The sequence below is a fragment of the Bradyrhizobium sp. UFLA01-814 genome (genome assembly GCF_046718885.1).
GTDB lineage: Bacteria > Pseudomonadota > Alphaproteobacteria > Rhizobiales > Xanthobacteraceae > Bradyrhizobium > Bradyrhizobium elkanii.
Genome location: NZ_JAQOSR010000126.1, coordinates 1 through 19,632 on the forward strand (window position 1 = coordinate 1; position 19,632 = coordinate 19,632).

Below are 19,632 nucleotides of genomic sequence, written 5' to 3' on the forward strand. Positions count from 1 at the left end.
ACAATGATAGAAAGGCGGCGTATCCATTTATCCGCTTGGATTTTCGACGTAGAAGCATTGCCGAAGCAGTCTTGGTAGGTTCTCCGCAACGTTACCTGGTGCGGGCCAGCTCAAGCTCAAGCCGCAAAGGCGACGATTGAATGTGCGGTATCTCGGGTATCATCGGCCGGCTTGACGAAAACAACCGGGCCGCGCTCGCTCGGATGAGCAAGGCCATGATCCATCGCGGGCCGGACGGCCACGGCTCGTGGACTTCAACGCCGGATGCCCGCGGCTGGGGTGTCATGCTTGATCACCGCCGCCTCTCGATCCTCGACCTGTCGTCCGCCGGCGCCCAACCGATGGTGGACGATACAACCGGGCACGTGATTTCGTTCAACGGCGAAATCTACAACTATGTCGCCCTACGCAAACGCCTCGAGAGCGAAGGGCAATCCTTTCGGTCCAGCGGCGACACCGCCGTCATGTTGCGGGCACTCGGCCTGCATGGCCTGGAGGCAGTCGGATGGCTGCGCGGCATGTTCGCATTTGCAAGCTGGGATCCGCAACAGCGACGACTTCTGCTTGCGCGCGACCAGCTCGGCATCAAGCCGCTCTATATCGCACGGTCCAGCAATCCGAACACGACCTGGTCGCTGATATTTGCATCCGAACTGCGTGCATTGCTGGCCTCGGGCTTGCTCGGAACGCCGCGTCTTGATCCGCAAGCGGTTGCGAGCAGCGTATGGAACGGCTTTGTTGTCGGCCCTTGCACCGCCGTTCAGGGCGTTGAACTTCTTGCGCCGGGTCACTACGCCGAGTTTGACGGGACAGGCCGTAAAATAGGCGAGCACGATTTCTGGCGCATCCCCGGAGAGTCGCCGAAACCGACGATGGACGAAGCGACGCTTGCCTCGATCCTCGAAGAAGGGATGAAGCTTCACCTCGCCAGTGATGTGCCGCTCGCGGTTTTCCTGTCGGGCGGCATCGATTCCTCCGCGATGGCGAATCTCGCACAACGGACCGCTGACGCCCCTGTTCATACTTTCACGCTCGCGTTCGAGGACCAGCAGTTCAACGAAGCGCCGTTCGCGAGGCAGACCGCTGCGGCAATCGGCACTCAGCATCATGAAGTGATGTTGTCCGAGCAGCGGTTCGTCGACAGTCTGGACGACGCCCTCGATAGTCTCGACCAGCCAACGTTCGATGGACTGAACGCCTATTTCATCTCCCGGGCTATCCGCGAAGCAGGCTTCACCGTCGCGCTATCGGGAACGGGGGGCGACGAGTTGTTCGGCGGGTATCCGACTTATCGCGATCTTCCGATCTTGCAGCAGTGGTGTCATCGGGGCCGCGCATTTCCCAGAAAATGGCAGGCCACGGCTGCATCTTTGTTGACATGGCCCCTGCGACGATCCTCGCATCCCGTGCCGCCTCAAACGCGCTGGGCGAAGCTTCCGGATATGGTCGATCGTAGCGAGGATTTGCTGGCGTTATACCAGATGGCCTACGCGCTCTTCCTGCCTGGATTTCAGGATGAATTGCTTGCACCGGATTTCGCGGGCACGATTGTGGACGGCCTTCCCGACGCGATGCGCCGGCGGCTGATGGCCGAAACGGCAGGCCGTACCGCTGTCTCCGCCATTAGCGTGATGGAACAACGTCTCTTCTTGGGTGAACGCCTCCTCCGCGACAATGATGCAGCAAGCATGGCCAGTTCGCTCGAGCAGCGTGTTCCGTTGGTCGACCACGTATTGTTTGAAAGCGTCGACGCCCTGCCGGACCGGGCGCGATATCAACCGTTGGGCCGCAAAGATATGCTTCGACGGATCGGATTGCGCGGGCTCGATCCTGCGCTCTTCGAGCGCCCAAAGACCGGCTTCGTCATGCCCTTTGACCGGTGGATTCGCCGCGGATTGAAGGACGCCATGGATCGGACCATGCGCGATCCGCAGGCGATCGCACCTGCGGGCCTAGATCCCACCGCGGTCGAGCGACTTTGGCGAGCCTTTCTCGACGGAGCGCCAGGCATGTACTGGTCGCGGGTCTGGTCCATCTATGCATTTGTCCGTTGGTGCCATCGCAACGGCGTTTACGCATGAATAGCGAGTGCCCTCACCGGCTTGCTCGCCGCTCACTCTGACCATTCGTCCAATCGATAACGTCGAACTCGAGCCCTCGCTTCAGCATCTCCGCCTCAAGATCGCTGGCATGCCGCTTCCATTCGGCCGTCGACCGGACTCGGAATTTTGGATCTTTGCCGCTTGCCTCGAATTCATCGTCGGCCTTTAGCGCGCCGCGGATAGCTTCATATATCATCCTCAGACTGGGGTCGGTGATGGCACCGCAGGCCATTGGTTTCAGTGTCTCGATCTCGTCGAAGTTTTTGCTCATGACGATGGTCGATCCTCATCTACGCGCGCCAGCGCGCCTTCGATGACCTCGATCTCCTCGCGGAGGATATCGCTCACGATCGACGGCTTGAACCCTGGTATGCTGTGCATCTGAACGTCATCCAGCAATTGCTGACGATGGTGCCTCAGCTTTTCCAGGGCTTGGCGATCCTTCAACGCAATGTAGCCGGCAACAATCTGCTCGATGGCTTTCATCGGAAATGCGCTCTACAATAAGAATAACGTACTGCAATCTCTCGAATAAACTGGCCAAATCGCTTCCTGACAAGACCCCGCCTTTGTGCTCGTGCGGTAGCGTTAACGCTCAGTCCGTAAAAACCCGGACCATCCACGAAATCATTCCGCCGCTTGTCGGGATCCGGCTGAAAGCGAAGAAGTAAGTTCGATCGGCCCCTGGCGGGATCGCCGGCCGGCTTTTCCTGGACTACCAGACCGGACGATTTGCATACCCGCCAAGGAGCAATCCGCCGCCTGTCGAAACCGGATTGAAGGCAAAGGCGAAGCAGTTGGAACAACGGCCCGCGAAGACAGTGAGACTTGGGAATGCCCTTTATCTGATCGGGTGCTTTGTTGCGGCCATTTGCATCGCCACCGGCGCCATCACGGCGATCGTCATGCACAATTCAGGTGGTGTTTTTGACGTGGCGTTTGCCCCAATTGTTGGAGGCGTCATCGCCGCCCTCGGCCTCATCTCGTGGCTCATCGGCCGAGTCTGCCGCTACATCCTTTCCGGTCACTGACAGAGGCTGGTTCAGGACTCCCATCATCGGGACGCTGCCCTGCATTACTGCTGGATCAATCTTGTCAGAGATATTGACGGCAAACCTCTCGGCGTACGTTAGCGGCAGTCGTGACTCTCCCTTTTGGCTCGACAAGCACTGCAGGCCCGCGCTTGGTTCTCAGTCGTTCCAGAGGGCTCGCCCGAGTTCCATGCGAAGACAACGATCTATCCGCCCTCGCGCTGCGCCGGGATGTGATCGGTAACGCATCACCTGCGTTACGAAAGTTCCAAACTCGCCTAACGCCAATCGTCCTCGCACCCGCCGTTAGCGGCCCCCGTTTGGCACCGCCTGTTGCAGCCAAGTTACAGCAATTCCGCACGTGTCTGATAGGCGATGAACTTGGGGCAGGGCCAGTACAAGAAAGTTGGAATGCAAAACATGAAGAAAATTCTGCTCGTCACCGCCAGCATGATCGCGCTCGGCGCGGTCGCGCCCGCTTCCGCGGCTGATCTCGCGCCTCAGCCGTACACCAAGGCTCCGCCCTATGTTGCTCCGACTCCGATCTACAACTGGACCGGATTCTATATCGGTGGTCACGTCGGTGGTGCGTTCGGTGGCAACGACAACGTCCTCGCCCCCGGCTTCGGCGGTGGCAACGACGGTGTGTTCATGGGCGGCGTGCAGGCTGGCTATGATTACCAGTTCGCGCCGAGCTGGGTGATGGGTCTTGAAGCCAACTATAGTTTTCTGGACACCAGTTCGAGCTTCGCCAATCGCGGCCTTGGTTCGGTAACCGGCCGCCTCGGCTACACCTGGGGTCCGGCGCTGCTTTACGTCAAGGGCGGCTATGCCTGGGCTGACACGCGCTTCTCAAACGGCTTCGGCGGCGACGGCGGCAGTGACGGCTACACCGTCGGTGCCGGTCTCGAATACATGTTTACCCAGAACTGGTCGGGCAAGCTCGAATACCAGTACTATGACTTCGGCACCATCAACGTGCACGATAATGTCGGCGTTATCGGCAGCTTCCGCAACGACCAGCACACCATCAAGGCGGGCCTGAACTACAGGTTCAACCTGGGCGGACCGGCCGTCGCCAGGTACTGATCGCTCGCTTGACTCCAAGCGACATGAAAGCTCCGGGCCAAACATAGGCCCGGAGCTTTTTCGTTGGAGCGGTGGTTCCTCCCGGATTGGAAACCTCCTGCGCGGTGCATTGGCTGACGCGACGCCGTGAGGACCAATGTGGAGATTGCGGCACGATAGGCTGATCTGTGACGGTATGACGCACGACGATCAATGCGTGATGGAACTGCCCTCCAAGGGACGATGGCAGCTAACGCTGATCGGTTGATGGAGCGCGAACAGCAGGCCCGCTGCGGGGCTTCAGCGCCGATGCCTCATCTGTACAGCCTTCAGATAGTCGGCAACCTGCTCAGCCCAATCGGCGGGTGGGGCCACGCCGGTCACTTGCGGGCTGCGACCGCAGCCAACGCAGATCGGGTGGGTGTCGTGATCGCTCTCGAAGCTATAGGCATCCGCGCCGTCGGTAATCACGCACGGCGTCATGTCGGAGCGCTTGCGGTCGCAGCGGTTCATCATGGCCTCCGTTCCCCGGCGAGTGCTAGCCGACACACTTTGCGAGTCCAGTGCTGGATCATGAGTCGCCCACCACCGCCGAGGAGAATGCAAAGTGAGACGCATTCGATGGAACAGCAACACGCGTGAGTGTTTTGGTTGTTGATTGATTATGATGCAATCGTGACGATGGAACCGGTGCTGTTGGCACGGACTGCACATCCCATCACGAGGCGATTGTGATCTCATACGTGCATCGGATCGACCAAGCACGCGCATCGGCTCGGCCAATCCGAAATACTGGCCAAGGCGACTCCGGCGCGGCCCTCAGACAGCACGTCGGGGTCGTCGCTTGTGTCAACGGAGCTTGCGAGATGGACGACAGCCATGAAGTGTCATTGTCGGATATGCACGCGCGCGTGTTGACGCGGCGTTGCGGTGCTCAATAGCTTTGCCGGTTGGGGTGGCTTGATGCGCGGTGATGGCGATGTCGAGAATAGAAGTGAGCGCGGAAGAGAAGGAGTTGATTCTAATGCTGCGCGAGTGGAAACGCGACGTGCGCGGATTTGGGTCGTCTGAGGTTTTGATTTCGCGCCAGCATGGACGCGGATGGGAAATCAGGCTTGCGCTTAACGCGGATCAAATGTCGTCCATCGGATTGAGCTTCGGCTTGGCTTGGAATGCGCTCGCGGCAACACAGTTGGGTGCCGCACGATAGGCGCGGCGTGCGTTGTTCGCGAATTGTGATGCAACCATGGCAACGGAACCGGTTGTGTTGGCACAAAGTGCATTTCCGTCTTGAGCCGAGTGTGATCTGATCACCGCTCGGATCAGCCGAGCCCCACAGCGCATCAAACTCGGATAGTCCGAAACACTGGCGAAGACGGCCCCGACGTCGAACCCCTCAGACTCACGTCGGAGCTGTCGAAAAATGGTGGCGCCAATGAAAAATCGAACTGGCACCGAATGGGCCATCATCGCCGCTGAATGCTGGCTCGCAGTGGTCGCGGTGGCGATCTTGCTGATCGCGCTACACCCGGAAGTTGGCTGATTGCGACTCGCGCGGCTGTTTAGACGCAGTCACCGCAGAGCCATTCCAGGAGCGACCACGCGGTCGGCGAACCTACAGCGTCTCGAACAGGCTTCAACGAGCAACCGTAGACGGAGATCCAGGAGTTGCGCTGTTGGCCGCGTCGTTCGACTGTTCGGCGGCGACGACGGAACGAATCTCGTCAATCCGTCGACAAGCGCGGATCGCACACTCTCTCAACTCATCGATCGATTGCGTTTCTGCCCGTGTCTCTTCTATCGCTTCGATTTGCGAATTGAGGGCTGCAAGTTCTGCCTGGAGCAGCTCCAGTAGCGATTGGTTGGAACCGACCGCTCTCTCCACCCTTTTTGCCCGCATTGTCATCCCCAAATACGGTTGTGCGTTCGTGACAACGATTCGTGGCGCCATTATGAATCCGAATGCCCCCAGCTGGACCGGGGCCTCGCGTCGCCGCCAGAACGTTACCGACGGAGTCCGATCGCACTGCCGAACTGATCGTTCATTGCAAGACGCGCAACTTCGTTCGGGACCTTGAGCACGACTCATCGGCGAAGGTCGAACTTCGAACGAAAACGTCCTTAATCGTGTTCTTATATCTATCGCGACTGCAAATGCGCGGCCTTCGCCAAGGCTCGCGCCGCCTCTGCCGGAGAAGCCTTGTCGGTATCGCCGTCGACCATGAGGTTAGCGGCGCGCATCGCCTCAACGGGAACCGAACCGACAAGCGGCACGAGTGCTCGCTTCAGCCGCGCATCGGCGGCGCGCTTTGGCGCGACGAGGATCAGCGCATCATAGGAAGGGATCGCATGCTTCGGGTCAGCCAGCACGAGAAGATCAAGCGCCGCGATACGCCCGTCGCTGGAGAACGCGGAGATGACATCGGCCTCGCCGGATTCGAGAGCATGATACATCATCGTTGGATTGAACGAGCGTCGCGTTCCGAACGACAGACCATAGGCATCCTTAAGCGAGCGCCATTCCGGTCGTCCCAGGAACTCAAGGTCATCGCCGATGGTGAGTTGAGGTGCAACACGAGCAAGATCGGCAAGCGACGTGACGTTTAGTGCATGCGCTCTTTCTCGTTTCATCGCGAGAACGTAGGCATTTTCGAAACCAAGCGCGCCAAGTACCGTGACGCCCTGCTCTGCTTTCATCCAGCGGACGATCTCCGCCTGCATCTCCTCGCGCGGTGGCGTGTCGGTGCGGCCGATGACATTGCGCCAGAGCGTGCCGGAGTAATCGACGTAAGCATCAATGTCATTGTGAGCCAACGCGCGGAAGGCGATAGCCGAACCGAGCCCATCCTTACGCGTTACGCCGGCTCCCTCGGCCTTCAGTCGGTCACCCATCAGGTCCGCCAGAATGAACTGTTCGGAGAAGCTCTTCGCGCCGATGACATAGGTTGCTGCTTCGTTCGAGAGCAGCGGCGCGAGACCAGCGAGCGTGCCGAGAGCAAGCCCGGCGATACCGAACACCACACGCTTCCTGCTGCGTTCGGACGCTCCTGTCTCGACAAGACCGAGACAGAAGTCGGTGATCAGGGCAAGCCCGGCGGCGGCGATGCAGCCGAACAGCACAGAAATCCAGTTCTCGGTTTGCAACCCCGTAAAAATGTAATTGCCAAGGCTGGTTTGGCCGACGGGCGTGGAAAGCGTGGCTGCTCCAATCGTCCATACAGCTGCAGTCCGCACCCCGGCCATGATGACGGGCGTGGCGAGCGGCGCCTTGACGCGTGTCAGAATCTGCTGGGGCGTCATACCAACGCCCTCTGCCGCTTCGACGACAGCAGGACTGATGCCATTCAAGCCAACCACGCTGTTGCGCAAGATCGGAAGCATGGCATAGAGCGTCAGCGCAATCAGCGTCGGCAAGAACCCCAGCGCGGGGATGCCGAAGCCGAAGAGCCGTGCCGTCAATGTCGAGAGCGCAAGGAGCAACGGATAGAACAGTGCGAGCAACGCAAGTCCCGGTATGGTCTGGATCAAGCTCGCGATGGCAAGCACCAGCCTGCGTAGCCATGGTCGATCCGCTGCGAGGGCAGCCAGCGGCAGGCTGACGAGCAGTCCAAGCGCCAGCGCCGTGGCGCAAAGTACAATATGTGGCGTGAGATAGGTGGGAAGCAGGCGCCAGGCGTCGAACAAAGCGTCTAATCGGGCACTGGAAAGCAGCTCTGCGCCGGCATCAGGCACGGACAGGTCCGTTCTTGGTCGCAAGCGCGGCGATACGTTCCGCTTGACGTCGCGGCACTTCCATTAAGGCGGTAACGTCCGGATCGTCAGACCCAGAGCCCATCATCAAGGCGTGCGGCGTATCGTCGGCGAGTATGCGGCCGTTCTTCATGACGACGATTCGATCAGCCATCAGCGCGGCCTCCTGGATGTCATGGGTAACCATCAGTGTCGTCATGCCGAACCGGTCGTGCAGCTCGCGGTAGGAAGAACCCAGGCTGTCGCGGGTGACAGGATCGAGCGCGCCCAACGGCTCGTCCATCAGAACAATGCGCGGTCGGGCGGCGATTGCACGCGCGACGCCAATCCGTTGGCGCTGACCTCCGGACAGCATGTGCGGAAAGCGGCTGGCGTAGTCCTGCGGCAAGTCCACCATATCCAGCATCTCGGCCACCCGCGCTTCGATCGCCTTCGCCTGCCAACCACGCAACCTGAGTGTTACGGCAATGTTGTCGGCAACGCGCATGTGCGGAAACAAACCGATACCCTGAAAGACATAGCCGATGCTCCGCCGCAGCATCGGCGGCTCGGCTTCGCTTACAGGCACTCCGTCGATCCTGACTTCTCCAACGTCAGGATCGACCAGTCGATTGATGGTCTTCAGCAGCGTGGTCTTGCCAGATCCCGAGCCACCCACGAGCGCAACCAGTGAACCCTGCTGCACGTCGAGCGATACGTTGGAAACAGCAACATTCCGCCCTCCATCGTAGGATTTTGATACAGCATCGATCTTGATATACGGCACGGAAGCAGACGGATTCGAAATCGGCGAAGCTGCCATGAGCAAGGCCTCCCTGTAGACCGCTGAATTGGCGGAAAGTAACCATGCAGGAGTCGGCGCATGATCCACTTGGGTGCACAGGTCCCTGGGCCACACCCACGCCCATCTTGGGAAAGCGAGCCCGTCACGGCTCCAACGCGACCTGCAAGCCGTCGTCGCCGTCAATATGAACGTAACGGGGTCCGATCGGACGCCCCCTGCCGCTGGCAACAGTGACAATGTCTTTCAGGGGAGCGGCGCGCGCATCCGCCTCAGGGCGTGACAACATCAGATCGGCGTGAAACAGCCCTTCCGACTCAAGACCGGTAGCATCGACGCCAAGAGCCGCCAGGCTGGCCAAGCAACTTTCAAACTCTTCGGCATCGCGAAAACGACGCTGGATAAAAGTCGCGCCGGTAAGACGTTCTGTCACGAGGCCACGCTTCTCGAACGTCGCGGCTAGCGAATCGAACGGGAACATTCGCAGCACGAACGAAATGATCCATGGACGCTTCTCTGTCGCATCGAGAATCTTGCTGAACGTCTTCTCGGTGACGTAGCCGATGCACCCCGTCGACATGATGACATCCGCGGATCGGATAAGATCCGCGCCGTCCGCCGAGAGCGCCTCCGTTTCAAGATCAGCGACAATGCCCTGCTCAAGCAGACCGACACCCGTTGCATACCTTATCGCCGGCGCCGATACATCGAGACCGATAAATCGCGCGAGGCCGACATCCGGCCAAGCCGCATAAAAATTGCGATCGAGACGCACCAATGTCTCAGAACCGATCGCCCTCATCTCGCGTCGAGCGTAGCGATGGCGCAAGCCCCCGAAAGTCAGTGGAAACCGATGCACAGCTGCGTTGATTCCGTATGAACAGCCAACATCAAGCACGGTCGGCTTGACGCCGGTTTCCGAAACCTTCGCTGCCAGAATTTGGCGCACAACCGGCTCGGCCACGTCCGGAATCATGTAATCCAAATCTCCCAGGACAGAGAAATATGCCCTGGGATCATCCAGGGCATAAATATCATCGAAGACGGCCTTGGACTGATTGATGCGCGAAAATGTTTGCAACCCGGTCTCCTATTTCAATTTACAAGCCACTCGACGGCTGCTGCGTTCAAGTGCTTGATGCCTTATTGCAGAGATTGACCGGCGCACAAACCCATTGCGCTTTTTCAACCTCGCTTCGTGGAGCTGCGCTGAGCACTGATGTGTACGCGCGTGTAACGCGGCCTCCTTTTCGAAACCATCGCCTGCTGGGACGACTCGATGTGCAGTCAGGACGATGTCGAAAACGCCAGTCGCTCTGGCCGAGAAAAAAATCAAATCCAATGCTGCACGAATGAAAGCGTGCGGACAGGCGGCATCGATAGTCCACAATGCAGGTCAGGCACGGACGTGACAGTTGGGAAATCACGCTCACGTTGCGTGCCCGGTGGCGCCAGCGCAGCACCGGAGAACATTTCGCAGAAGCATGGAATGCACTCGCGACGGCATAGTTGCCGACAACAGGTTGAGACCGCGCCAATAGGAAGGCCGCTCAGATGGGAAGGATTGGCCCGCGTAGTTGGCCGATGGATCGAACCTGGCCTACGGACGGACAAGGTGCGCTGGAGCAGTTCCTCGGCAACGGCAACTCACGCGCGTGGTTGGGGGCCATGTTAGAAAATGCGCCAAGCCGCCACGCCGAGGATGAGCTAGCTTGAAGCTGATTTGCTGGAACAGCAACTCGCGCATGCGCACAGGGCTATTGACGGTTTGCATCGCTCGCGAGGCCGATGTGCGGAACTTTGTCGGTTCCATTCCCGCCGATGAGACTCTGACAGCCTTGAACGGACTGGGCTCCTCGCACGGTATCGTCAACGAGATTGAGCGTTTCCAAGGGTCTCGAACACCGTCTGCTGCCACCAATCACCTTCGATTTGATCAAGCACGGCGAGATCTAGCATCGGCCGCAAGGCGCTGTCTTTGGGCAGTACGATCGCATAGCTCTCGCTGCTGAAGCTGGTATCGACGACGCGAGCCGAGGCCGAGAAGTCGCTTCGAACCATCCAGGTCAGCAACGGCTTGTCATGAACAAAGGCATCGATTGTCCCACGCCCCAGCGCGGAGAGGCCGCCTTGGATGTCCGGAAACGTTCGAAACGAAAGCCGCTGACGAGCGAGGTAGTCGGTCGTCGCGGAGTTCGCGACCGCGCCGACGCGCACGGAACGCAGGTCGTTGAAGCCGTGAACGGCGCCCTCGAGCCCTCTGCGCGTCAGGGTGGAGGTGATACCGGCGGTGAACACCGCAATCGCGATCACGGAAGCGATCATCCATCCCATTGCGACGATCCTTCCGGGGAGCGTTGTCGGAGCATTCTGAGCGGCCCCGGCTTGCGTCATGGCGATGGTCGACCACCAGAAGCTGGAGCCGAGTCCCTTGGCGCCGCCACCGAAGTGCTCCGTTTTGCGCCGTTCCAGCATCCAGATCAGGAATCCGACCGCCATTGCGAAACCAAGCAGCACCGCGACGGCCTGGAAGGATCCGAAAGAGAGAAGCGCCCGTCCGATCGCGACCCAGGGGTTTTCGTTGACCGGTACCGCAACGCCGAGCCCGGTGTTGTAAAACGGCTGTGTAAAATCGACCTTGCGCGCACGCTCGGCAGTCACTGTAACCGCCGCGACGCCAACATCGAATCTGCCGTTTGCGACGCCGTCCAGCAAATCCGGCACGCTCTGGGTTTCGACCAGGCGAAAACGCAGGTGTGCCTGATCGGCGATCCTTTTCCAGAGCGCGATGCTGATGCCGCTCCAGCTCCCATCCGGCTGCTTGATCGCAAATGGTGGGGCCTCCTTGGTCGCCACGACCAATTCCTTGTCAGGGGGCGCGGCGGCTTGGGCGTGAAGGGCGCCGCAGCCGAACGCGAGCACCGCCAGCGCCAAGATGCATGACCAGACCGGTCGAATCGACGTCCACTTGCGCTGCGAGATTGGATCTCCCCGCCTGGCGCTGTGGGCAGACATCTCACACGACACCTCCCCCCTCAAATAGCGGTCGTGCAGAGCTGCCGGGAAAGCCTCGAATGAACTCATTGCTCACCTTGACGCTTAGCGGGATTGCCCGCTACTCCCTTTGGCATTTCGTCACACACCTGTCCGTCAAAACAATGGCGAAGGAGTTCGCGGCCGCCACGGCGGCCGGACACTGCAACGGAGAGAACCGGGCGCTCTGGCAGCGTCGCCTTGAACACCTGCTCCCGAAGACGAAGAGGAAAGGCAAGGTGCGCAGGCCACATCCGTCCCTGCCCTATGAGGAGCTGTCGGCACTCCTGGTCGAGCTGACTCGCCTAACATGCATCAGCGCGCGGATGCTTGAGGCCTGCATTTTGACCTGCGCCAGACTCCGTTGTGGCGACGGCCGCTCCGAATTAGAGCACAGGGAAAGACATCCGCTATGCGGTGAGCTCACGCGCAATGACCAGCCGCTGGATCTCGCTGGTACCCTCGAGGATACGCAGCACCCTGGCCTCGCCTGGGAGGCTCGACACGTCGAATTCCTCGAATGCGCCGTATCCACCGTGCACCTGCAGAGCGATATCTGCAACTTCGCCCGCCATTTCCGTTGCGAAGAGCTTGGCCATCGACGTTTCCAACCGAAATGGCCGATCGGCGTCAGCCAGACACGCAGCGTTCCGGATCATCAGCTCGGCTGCGTGGATCTTCGTCAGTGCATCCGCGAGCGGAAAGGTCAGCCCTTGGTGCTGGAAGATCGGCGTGCCCCCAACCTGACGACCGGAGCCGTACACCTTCGCAAGATCGATCGCCTTGCGCGCCAGTCCAAGACCCGTTGCCGCGACGAGGATCCGTCCGATACTCAGCGTCGTCAGGATTTGCCTCAAGCCGTCGCCGCGATTTCCGACCATATTCGCTTTGGGAACTCGACAGTCGTCGAGAAAGAGTTCTACGGAGTCAGCGACACGCCAGCCAATTTTGCGGCTCGCTTTTCCGACCCGGAAGCCAGGTGTGCCGACGGGCACCACGAATGTGGACAGTCCCTTCGCTCCCAATTCAGGGTCCGTAACGGCCACGAACGTCGTAATGCCGTGGAGCGGAGTGCCAGCATTGGTGGAAAACACCTTGGAGCCACTCAAGACGAAAGAATCACCGTCCTCCACGGCACGCATTTTTACGCTCGCGACGTCCGACCCACCACTCGGCTCCGTGACACCGAATGACGCGATAAAGTCACCGCGACACAGCGGCTCAAGCCATTTGCTCTTTAAGTCATCCGATCCATAGCGAGCGATAACCGTCATGGGAGCGCTATTGCACAGGAAGATGGCGGCAAAGCCGGGCTCTGCGCGAGCGAGCGTCTCGGCCACAATGGCAGCTCCGCGTGTACCGAGCCCTCCACCGCCAAAAGCCGGATCATACGCCGTGCCCATGAAGCCAAGCGCAAGAAATTCCTTCACGAGTTCGGTTGGAAACTCATGCCTGTCGGCGAAGGGCTTGATCCTGGGTCGCAGTGCGCCTGCGGTAAATTGCTCGAGACTGCCTTTTACCAAAGCTTCGTCTTCATTGAGATCCAAGAGCATTGGACCGCTCCTCATGTCGGTGAGCCGGATGTAGTTTAGCGATGTCTGAATTTCTCGAGGGTCGCTTGAGCGGACGTCTCCCGGCAGTTCTCGAGAAATAGACGATTTGCTTCGAAATCCATCGTTTCAGCGTCTTCCATGAGGTAGTTCGAGAAGAAGCGCTTCGTCGCGCGAACAGCGGGACGTGGTAGTTGCGCGAGCTTTTCCGCAATCGCAATCGCTCTCGTCAGCGCTTCGCCGTCATCGCAGCAGTAGTCGACGATGCCGATGGTGCGCGCATCTTCGGAGTTGAGCGCTTCGAGACAAAAGCAGAGAAGGCGCGCCTTGACGAGCCCGACACGGGCGACCAAGGACCTGATTCCCCATGGGGTCAGCCAACCGTGGGGCACCTCCGGAAGACTAAAGAGCGACGAACGCCCCGCTACGACCACATCGCAAGAGGTCGCCAGCGTCAGTCCTCCTCCAATAGCGAACTTCTCGACAGCCGCGACGACGGGCTTTGCCAGATACCCTAGCAAACGGCCGAGATCGCCGCACTCTTGCTCGAACCGCCCCATTGCTTCGAGCTCGAGTCGGCTGATGAATTTCAAATCGCTTCCGGCGCAGAACCCCGGAGCGGTACCCGCTAGAACGATCGCGCCCACGTCGTCGTTGCGATCGAGCTCCAACAAAGCGGCTTCAACTCCGTCGACAAGAGATCGGTCCATCGAATTCCGCCGGGCCGACCGCTGTAACGTGATGATCGCGACGCCGTTACGTTTCTCGACGCTTACCGTCGTCTCTTCGTTACTCATTCGGCTCCACCTGGCACTGGATTGGGTTATGCGCTCAGATACATCTGCTTGACTTCCGTCGTTTCGGACAATTCCTTCGCATGTCCCGAGGTCACGATCCGACCGGATTGCAGCACGTAGGCGCGGTCAGCACAGCCGAGGGCCATCATGGCGTTTTGCTCGGCGAGGAGGATCGTCAGTCCTTCGTGCGCGAGATTTCGCACGATCCGCCCCAGTTCCTCGATAATGATCGGTGCAAGACCGAGTGTCGGCTCGTCCAGCAGCATCAGCGTGGGTCGAGACATCAGCCCTCGTCCGATCGCAAGCATCTGCTGCTCTCCGCCCGACATCGAGCCCGCTTTCTGATCCCGTCGCTCGCGGAGCCGCGGAAACATCGAGAATATTCGCTCCAGGTCGGCGCCTGCGTGATCGCGATCGGCTCGGTGATAGGCGCCGATAATCAGGTTTTCCTGGACCGAGAGCTTGGTGAATATCTGGCGTCCCTCCGGCACGAGAACGAGGCCGGCCCTCACACGGTCCACGGTGGAGGATTCCGTGATGTTTTTTCCAGCGAGATGGATCGTGCCGCGATCGGACGTCTTCAACCCCGCCAGTGTTCGCAGCGCCGTCGATTTGCCGGCGGCATTAGGGCCGATCAAAGTGACCACTTCGCCCTTCTCCAGCTTGAAGGACACCTCCCTGATAACCTTCTGCTTGCCGTAGCTGACGCTGAGATTCGATACATCAAGCATGCTTTTTGCCCAGGTAGGCCGCGACAACGGATTCGTCGGCGAGAACGTCCGAGGTCTTTCCGGAGGCAATGACCGCGCCGTGGTGGAGCGCGATCGAACGGTCCGCAAGCCGGCCCAGAAAGCCGACCTTGTGGTCGATAATGCACAGCGTGACGCCGTGGGATTTGAGGTCCCTGAGAACCGCGTCGAGATTCGCGATCTCGTCATGACCCAGGCCGGAGGCCGGTTCATCGAGGAGCAGAAGCTCCGGTTCGCAAAGCATACCCATTGCAACGCCGAGCATCTTCTCGCCACCATAGGACAGCGCAGCGGCTTGTTCGTTCCTCTGGCTGGAGAGTCGGCAAAGCGCGAGGACTTGGTCGATCTTCTGCTCCAGCAGACGATCCAAACCGACGGGCATGCCTCCGATCAGCGTCCGCAAGCGACCGATTCCCAGCTCGCGCTTGATGTGCAGGTGACATGCGATGCGCATGTGTTCGACGACCGTCAGCTCTGGAAAGAGCTGCGGATTCTGAAAGGTCTTGACCAACCCTTGCTGAGCGACCTCGAACGGCGACAGGGTGCTGATATCGTTCCCTTTCCAGAGAATCACGCCGCTGGTTGGCTTCAGGATCCCGGCGATCAGACTCAAAGTCGTGGTCTTTCCGGAGCCGTTGGGTCCAAATATCCCGATGATTTCCCCGCGCTCGATGCCGAACGCTACGTTGGACACGGCGGTGAGGCCGCCAAAGCGCTTGGTGAGGCTTTTTACGTCAAGCAGCATGTTTTCTGCTCGTAAGTAGGCCGACGATACCCTTCGGCATCACCAGGATCACGAAGATGAGGATGGAGCCGTACAGAGCGATGCGAAGTTCGGCGCTGAGCTCGATCACATGCGGCAAGGCCGTGAGCACGAGGGCGCCGACAACGGGGCCGATCAGGGAATTGACGCCTCCCAGCAGGACCATCGCGATGATGTCGAGTCCGAGCGAGATCGAGAGGAAATGCGGCTCGACGAACCCTGCGTAGAAGCCGTAGAAGGCGCCAACCAGCCCGGCAAGGCCGCTGCCGATTGCGAAGCCGAGCAACTTGTACTTGAAAACGTCGATGCCCAGCGTTTCGCCCAACTGGTCGTTCAGTCGGATGGCGGCAAGACAACGTCCGATCCAGGACTTCAGGACACGGCTGCACACACCGTATACGACCACCAGCAGAGCCAGCGTCAGGTAGTACCAAGCGACCCCACCCGCAATCGCAAACGTGCCAGATGACGTCCAGATCTTCGGCGTATCGACGATCGTAATGCCGAGTGAGCCGTTCGTGACGCTGTTCCAGTTCAATGTGATCAAACGCAGCACTTCGGAAAATGCCAGGGTGACGACGGCAAAATAGAATTCTTTGAGTTTAAAGCGGAAGCAGATCGTTCCGACGATAAGAGACAGGATCACGACGATGGCCAGGGCGGGGACGATCGCCAGCCAGAAGTTCCAGCCGAACGTAGTCACCAGGATGGTGACCACGTAGGCGGAAACGCCGAAGGACGCGGCGTGAAACATGGAGAGCTGGCCGGTGAATCCGAAGATCAAATTGAAGCTGACCGCCAGCGACGCCGCCATGAAGCCGTAGATCGCAATGGCGAGCACCGAGTCGCTGTGAACGAAGGCCGGAACGGCAAGGGCGAGCAGCAGCCCGACTGAAATTGCGTACTTCACGACCGATCTCCAAACAGGCCGCCCGGACGGACGAGAAGGATCAAGATGAGGAATACGAGACCGTAAGCGTCCCTGAAGGCCGACGAAAAAAACACCGATCCGATGTTCTCGCTGATGCCGAGAATGATACCGCCGCCCAATGCGCCGAGCACGCTGCCGACGCCGGCGAGAATGGCGGCCTCGACCGCCTTGAGAACGTAAGCCGATCCGATCGTTGGCTCGATCGAATACATGCTCGCGTACAAACCTCCACCGAGACCCGCCAGCGCCGTCGAATAGACCACGACGATCGTCTGGAGCCTTCCCGTTCGGATACCCATAAGAGCCGCGGCTTCGGGATTCTGTGCGTAGGAGAATGCCGCGCGCCCCAACCACGTCCGCGTCAAGGCGAGATATGTGCCGAGGATCACAGCCAGGAATACCGCGGCGACCGCGACCTTGATCTTCGGCAGAACGATGCCGGCTACTTTGAGGGCGCCAGGAAGCACGTAAGTCAGATCTTTGGGCGTGGTCGTGAAGGCCGCGAGGACCAAGGCCTCGAAGACCGAAATCATGCCGATCGACACCAGCAGACCGTTGACCAGGTTGCCGCGAGTGAAGCGAAACAGGGCAAGATCCGAAACGTAGCCGAAGATACTCACGACCACGACGGCACCAATGACGGCCACGGGGTACGGGAAACCCACGACGTCGTAGAGATACCAGGTCGCGTAGGCGCCAAGCATCATGAACGCGCCGAGCGCGAAATTCACCACGCCGGTCAGGCCGAATGTGAGCGTCACGCCCAGCGCTATGATGCCGTAGAGCGTACCCACGATTACGCCATTCAGCAATTGTCCGATGACTAGCTGCGTCATTGATCGAAGGTCCGCGGGAAGCGCATTTCGTGACGCCTTCCCGAGTGAGAGAGAGAGAGAGAGAGAGAGAGCGCTCCGGCTCCGCCGGAGCGCGACGAACGAGCCTCACTCTTTGGTCGGGTCGTAAGGCACTCTCTCGATGGCACCACCCTTGCGCACGTGGACGACATCGAACCCGAACACGGCCTCTCCGGTCTTGTCGTATTTGATTCTCCACATGCCCTCGTGGGTCATGCTCATCAGGGCAGCACGGATCTTTGCCACGTCGTCGACGGTGCCAGCCTTCTGCATGGCCTCCACGAGCATGTAGACATGGTCGTAACAAGATGAGGAGCAGAGCGGTGCTTGATCGTAGGGAAATTCGCGCTTGAACAGCTTCTGATAGCCTTCGATAAAGGCACGGACCTTCGGCTCGGTCTTCTCGGCACCCTCGAAGTACTTCGGAACGTATGCGATATAGTCTTCGATCGCGTCCTTGTTCTTCAGCGCCGGCCCGATGGAGCCACGAACGAGAAAGAAACGATTGCCGAAACCGGATTCGGTCGACTGCCTCACGATATCGTAGAGGACGGCATCCGAATAACCCGGGAAGAGAATATCCGGCTTGCCGGCCGCGAGCTTCGCGAGCACCGCGCTGAAGTCCTTCGTGCCAGGCTCGAACAATTCGACCTGCAGTTCAATTCCGGCATCCTTGAACAGCGCGCTATAGATATCGACGGCGGTCTTGCCGAAGGCGTCGTTCTGGAAAAGCATCGCCACCTTCCTGGTATTGAGCTTCTTCAAATAGTCCACCATCAGCTTGCCGAAACCCGCTGACCCCGCGTCCCAGTTCCAGGTTCGCAGCAGATAGTCGTGATCGGGCTTGCCAAGCGCGGCGTGTGCCGACGTCGCGCCCGCGAACAGCAGGAACTTGCCGTTGTTCTGATTGGCTATCGGCTCGATAGCGTTGAAGACATTGGTCAGAAACGGCCCGAAGACGAAGTGAACTTTTTCTTCCATCATCTTGCGGAACTGTACGGTCGCCTCGCGGGGCTCGCCGCGCGTATCGACCTGCCGCAGTTCGAGCTTGTAAGTCCTGTCGCCGACCTTGAAGCCGCCTTTCGCGTTGATTTCCTCCACCGCAACCTTGGTACCCTGCGCCGACATCCAGCCGTAGGTAGCGGTTGCGCCGGTCAGGGCCTCGATCTGCCCGATCTTGACGACATCTTCGGCCTTGGCCGCCGGTCCGAACAGCAGTCCGAAAGCGATGCCCCCTGCAATCAGGGCCCCTTTCCAGCAAGACATGAATATCCTCCCTCGGCGTCGTTGCGCTTGTGTTGTACTAGTAATATCTTACAAAAGTTTCGTCAACACATCATTGCGTTTTCCCGGGTGATGGCCGCTCGGCCCCGGGAGGGGTCGATTTAGGTGTGCGCATTGTGTGAGATGCGCTCGTGCTGCGCTTGTCCCGAACGTCGCAGCGAGGATATTCGTAAGAGACACCCACATCGCGCCTTGCGCGCGCTAAGAGCTTGGCGTCCAATGGCGAAAAAGGTCGGAGTACTTTCCCCTCCCGAGTCTCAGGCCGACACGGCTCACCGACGGCTCGAGGAGATGATCGTGACACTGCAGCTGCCGCCCGGCAGTCACTGGTCTGAGGAGGGATTGGCAGAGGAGATCGGCATCGGCCGCACACCGGTGCGCGAAGCGGTGAAACGCCTTCAGGCGGACCGTCTCGTGACCATTCTGCCCCGGCACGGCTTGATGATCACCGAGATAAATGTTCATGAGCAGTTGTTGGCGATCGAGTTGCGGCGCGAACTCGAGATTTTCATTTCGATAAGGGCGGCTCGCCGCATCCTTGCAAGCGACCGGGAGCGCCTTCTCGCTGCTGCCGACGAAATCGAAAGCGCGGGCAAGCACGGCAACCTCGAAAAATACTTGCGTGAGGTCTTTAAGGCGAACGGTCTTATCGCCGCGGCTGCCGGCAACCCATTCGCAACCCGCTCAATCTCGCCGCTTCACGCGATGTCGCGAAGATTCTACTACAGGTACGAAAGCGACCTGCAGAACCTCGGTGCAATGGGCGTCCTTCATGCGGCGCGAGCACGCGCGGTTTCGCGGCATGACGAGCAAGGTGCACTCGTTGCCGTTACCGCTCTGATGGAGCAGATCGAAAATTACACACGACAGATATTCGAGATCAGCGTCGGGTCGGGCAGATGATCGGAATCCGCCGGTCTCGTCGAAACCGGGGAACTT

Annotated in this window: 20 protein-coding genes; 5 read left to right on the plus strand and 15 right to left on the minus strand. The window is 59.5% G+C overall.

Annotated elements, in window-relative coordinates:
* Positions 1-140 precede the first annotated feature (140 nt).
* Positions 141-2,081 (plus strand): asparagine synthase (glutamine-hydrolyzing), encoded by a 1,941-nt coding sequence (gene asnB / locus PMN64_RS30485; protein ID WP_411783326.1) that lies wholly within the window; start codon positions 141-143, stop codon positions 2,079-2,081.
* A 13-nt stretch (positions 2,082-2,094) separates the two neighbouring features.
* Here asnB and PMN64_RS30490 read toward each other — a convergent pair whose 3' ends face one another.
* Positions 2,095-2,373, minus strand: a complete 279-nt coding sequence (locus PMN64_RS30490; protein WP_035630805.1) for a hypothetical protein — start codon at positions 2,371-2,373, stop codon at positions 2,095-2,097.
* The gene (locus PMN64_RS30495) at positions 2,370-2,588 is read right to left on the minus strand and encodes a hypothetical protein (protein WP_304497082.1); all 219 of its coding nucleotides are present in this window, start codon (positions 2,586-2,588) and stop codon (positions 2,370-2,372) included. Before PMN64_RS30495 ends, PMN64_RS30490 begins: the two co-directional genes overlap by 4 nt.
* A gap of 290 nt (positions 2,589-2,878) precedes the next feature.
* Between PMN64_RS30495 and PMN64_RS30500 the strand changes: the two genes are divergently transcribed.
* Entirely contained in the window at positions 2,879-3,133 is a 255-nt protein-coding gene (locus PMN64_RS30500) for a hypothetical protein (protein WP_411783327.1), read from the plus strand.
* 420 nt (positions 3,134-3,553) lie between these two features.
* Positions 3,554-4,222, plus strand: coding sequence for an outer membrane protein (locus PMN64_RS30505; RefSeq protein ID WP_028338394.1), 669 nt, complete (start codon positions 3,554-3,556; stop codon positions 4,220-4,222).
* Positions 4,223-4,501: 279 nt separating this feature from the next.
* Here the strand turns inward: PMN64_RS30505 and PMN64_RS30510 are convergent, their stop codons facing one another.
* Complete coding sequence (locus tag PMN64_RS30510) at positions 4,502-4,714, minus strand: hypothetical protein (protein WP_245376345.1); 213 nt, start codon at positions 4,712-4,714, stop codon at positions 4,502-4,504.
* A gap of 481 nt (positions 4,715-5,195) precedes the next feature.
* Between PMN64_RS30510 and PMN64_RS30515 the strand changes: the two genes are divergently transcribed.
* Positions 5,196-5,411, plus strand: a complete 216-nt coding sequence (locus PMN64_RS30515; protein ID WP_411783329.1) for a hypothetical protein — start codon at positions 5,196-5,198, stop codon at positions 5,409-5,411.
* Between the two features lie 426 nt (positions 5,412-5,837).
* Here the strand turns inward: PMN64_RS30515 and PMN64_RS30520 are convergent, their stop codons facing one another.
* The 12 genes from PMN64_RS30520 to PMN64_RS30575 form a co-directional block, all read right to left on the minus strand.
* A complete protein-coding gene (locus tag PMN64_RS30520; RefSeq protein ID WP_411783331.1) occupies positions 5,838-6,152 on the minus strand; it encodes a hypothetical protein in 315 nt (104 codons plus the stop codon).
* Positions 6,153-6,340: 188 nt separating this feature from the next.
* Positions 6,341-7,885: an ABC transporter permease/substrate-binding protein gene (locus PMN64_RS30525; RefSeq protein WP_411783353.1), complete on the minus strand. Its 1,545-nt coding sequence runs from the start codon at positions 7,883-7,885 to the stop codon at positions 6,341-6,343.
* A 40-nt stretch (positions 7,886-7,925) separates the two neighbouring features.
* A complete protein-coding gene (locus tag PMN64_RS30530) occupies positions 7,926-8,753 on the minus strand; it encodes an ATP-binding cassette domain-containing protein (protein ID WP_411783333.1) in 828 nt (275 codons plus the stop codon).
* A 124-nt stretch (positions 8,754-8,877) separates the two neighbouring features.
* Positions 8,878-9,813, minus strand: a complete 936-nt coding sequence (locus tag PMN64_RS30535; RefSeq protein WP_411783334.1) for a class I SAM-dependent methyltransferase — start codon at positions 9,811-9,813, stop codon at positions 8,878-8,880.
* 788 nt (positions 9,814-10,601) lie between these two features.
* On the minus strand, positions 10,602-11,666 hold the full coding sequence (locus PMN64_RS30540; protein ID WP_411783335.1) for a transporter substrate-binding domain-containing protein: 1,065 nt from the start codon (positions 11,664-11,666) through the stop codon (positions 10,602-10,604).
* Positions 11,667-12,175: 509 nt separating this feature from the next.
* Positions 12,176-13,318, minus strand: a complete 1,143-nt coding sequence (locus PMN64_RS30545; RefSeq protein WP_304497089.1) for an acyl-CoA dehydrogenase family protein — start codon at positions 13,316-13,318, stop codon at positions 12,176-12,178.
* Positions 13,319-13,353: 35 nt separating this feature from the next.
* A complete protein-coding gene (locus tag PMN64_RS30550; RefSeq protein WP_028338386.1) occupies positions 13,354-14,112 on the minus strand; it encodes an enoyl-CoA hydratase/isomerase family protein in 759 nt (252 codons plus the stop codon).
* Between the two features lie 26 nt (positions 14,113-14,138).
* Positions 14,139-14,843: an ABC transporter ATP-binding protein gene (locus tag PMN64_RS30555; RefSeq protein ID WP_028338385.1), complete on the minus strand. Its 705-nt coding sequence runs from the start codon at positions 14,841-14,843 to the stop codon at positions 14,139-14,141.
* Positions 14,836-15,606 (minus strand): ABC transporter ATP-binding protein, encoded by a 771-nt coding sequence (locus PMN64_RS30560; RefSeq protein WP_411783337.1) that lies wholly within the window; start codon positions 15,604-15,606, stop codon positions 14,836-14,838. Before PMN64_RS30560 ends, PMN64_RS30555 begins: the two co-directional genes overlap by 8 nt.
* A complete protein-coding gene (locus PMN64_RS30565) occupies positions 15,596-16,534 on the minus strand; it encodes a branched-chain amino acid ABC transporter permease (protein WP_411783338.1) in 939 nt (312 codons plus the stop codon). Before PMN64_RS30565 ends, PMN64_RS30560 begins: the two co-directional genes overlap by 11 nt.
* Positions 16,531-17,391 (minus strand): branched-chain amino acid ABC transporter permease, encoded by an 861-nt coding sequence (locus tag PMN64_RS30570; RefSeq protein ID WP_411783339.1) that lies wholly within the window; start codon positions 17,389-17,391, stop codon positions 16,531-16,533. Before PMN64_RS30570 ends, PMN64_RS30565 begins: the two co-directional genes overlap by 4 nt.
* A 105-nt stretch (positions 17,392-17,496) precedes the next feature.
* Positions 17,497-18,675, minus strand: coding sequence for an ABC transporter substrate-binding protein (locus tag PMN64_RS30575; RefSeq protein ID WP_411783341.1), 1,179 nt, complete (start codon positions 18,673-18,675; stop codon positions 17,497-17,499).
* Positions 18,676-18,912: 237 nt separating this feature from the next.
* Between PMN64_RS30575 and PMN64_RS30580 the strand changes: the two genes are divergently transcribed.
* Positions 18,913-19,596 (plus strand): GntR family transcriptional regulator, encoded by a 684-nt coding sequence (locus PMN64_RS30580; protein WP_038382300.1) that lies wholly within the window; start codon positions 18,913-18,915, stop codon positions 19,594-19,596.
* Positions 19,597-19,632: the final 36 nt, after the last annotated feature.